Below are 1,986 nucleotides of genomic sequence, written 5' to 3' on the forward strand. Positions count from 1 at the left end.
AGATCAACGTCTTTATTCGAGGAGATACGCTCCATATCATTCAGCGCGGCATGGAGGAATCCGTCATTGACATTACGAACTGGCCGCACGCACAGCCGACCATCGAGCGGAAACTTCTGCGTTCCGTCTGGCACAGCTCACACAACGATTCCACCGGGGCGCACAACGAGGAGGACACTGTACCCGTTCCCTTCACCGGCACGATTTCCTTCAAAGAGATCAGCCGCACTTACTCCAACGGCTTTCTCGTCCGTGAGACGAATGAGAACGGCTACAGCACCTATACCTACGATGGGGAGTATCTCGCGGAGAAGCGCACGCACAACGTGGACGGCTCGACCAGCCGCACGGATTACGCATACGCCTCCACAGGTCGCGACGTTTACCTCTTCAAGGAATGGGAGCGTACAACAGAGGCGGTCAATGACGGAAAGAAACATACGGAATATGACTGGGAGGATTGGAGCAACGAGAAGGGAACGGAACGCATCACCTACCACGCGCCGCTCGGCTACGGATGGTATGCAACCACGGTTTACGTCGATGGCGCATTGGAGGGGAGTAGTTTGTCGCAGGGAAAGCCCGGCGGCAAGGCGAGTCAGTTCACCGTCGAGCAGTCGAATCTCAGCCTTGGTGCGAGTTACGCCAGTGACGATACGCTGCCGTATTCCTCGCTCATCGACACCGAATTTCCCGTTGTGGGCACAGAATATTTACGGATGCTGACGAGGGCGATTGAATGGCTCAACCGCAAGACGCAGGAAACAGTCACCGTGGAGATTCGAGCACGGATTCGTAGCGGCGTTCCCGACATTGACCACATCGTCGATTTTACCAAGCGCATCCGCTTCGAGGGACACGAATACTTCCTTCAGTCCAATACGGTGGAACTCACGCCGCGCCTTCTGCGGCAGACGATCAAGATGGTGAGGTGGTTTTGATGCACGGCATTCTTGGACTAGCGGCAGCAATACGGGCAGGGATAAAGAATGCACAAGTGGGTGAATCACAGGCGCGGCGCGGCAGGATTCAGAATGGACGTGTCCATATCGGCGAGCGATCCTATCCCTTCCGTGCGGCAGTGGATTGCAATACGTCAGAGGGCAGTATGGTGTGGGTACAGATTTCAAAGGGCGGCACAGCCGTTATCGTGGGAGCGTGAGACGATGCACAGAGCGAGAGTGAAAGCTGTGAGCGGGAATCGGGTGCTTGCGGATGGTGCATGGCTCACCTGCATAGGGAATCGTTCTGTTTATCCGGGCGAGTGGATCTGGACGGACGGTCGCTGCGTCTACGGGCATGAATCCGAGGGTGGCATTAGTTATGTTCCGACGAATGTTCTTTCCGGCATACCGCTCCTCCAGATAAAGTGGAAGGATCAAAAAAACCAGATGCTCCATTCGTACTATGCAAAAGGAAAGATTCATCCGCTCGGTTTTTCCCAAGAGGATATATGGATGGTCAACAGCAGTCGCCACTTCGCGTATGTTACAGGCTATGGAATGCTTGATGCCGAAATGGATGAGCGGGGAAATCTCTATACCCTTGAAGCTGTCAATGCTCTCGTGTTCCCGCTCATCGGGGCAGATCAGCGTGACAGTATTCTCTCTGTCAAACGCAACGGAGAGATCATCGCCGCATACGATCTTGTGCAGATGTTTGGTGCTCCCGCCGTATCCGGTCCCACTGACCTCTATAGCTGTCAAACAGAAGGTGGGCGGGTGGATAAAGCTGGGAACTTCAAAGTGATGATATGGCACTCCATATCAGAGCATGGGGAAAACGGAAGCCATGTCAGCACAGACCGTTATGTGTTCTTCGATGGCAGCAATCTTGAGCCTTGGATGGAGAAAATCAAAACAACGTCAAGAGACTCTGTTACAGGGGAATCCCATACTTCGGAAAGCAGATGGAGCGCACCGGATTACAGCATCCGCTATCCTCTCCATGATGGAATGTATATGCGCTTTCCTGCAAATCTGGATT

The 1,986-nt window shown here is 53.7% G+C and carries 2 protein-coding genes and 1 pseudogene; all 3 read left to right on the forward strand.

The window, feature by feature from the left end:
• Nucleotides 1–941, forward strand: a pseudogene (locus HMPREF1992_RS00435) (hypothetical protein); the annotation flags it as partial.
• On the forward strand, nucleotides 941–1,162 hold the full coding sequence (locus HMPREF1992_RS00440; protein ID WP_037357732.1) for a hypothetical protein: 222 nt from the start codon (nucleotides 941–943) through the stop codon (nucleotides 1,160–1,162). The pseudogene HMPREF1992_RS00435 and the gene HMPREF1992_RS00440, both read left to right, overlap by 1 nt.
• 4 nt (nucleotides 1,163–1,166) lie before the next feature.
• On the forward strand, nucleotides 1,167–1,986 hold an 820-nt coding region (locus HMPREF1992_RS00445), incomplete at its 3' end, for a hypothetical protein (protein ID WP_037357735.1).

Origin of the sequence: Selenomonas sp. oral taxon 892 str. F0426 (genome assembly GCF_000468035.1) — a bacterium.
Lineage (GTDB): Bacteria > Bacillota > Negativicutes > Selenomonadales > Selenomonadaceae > Centipeda.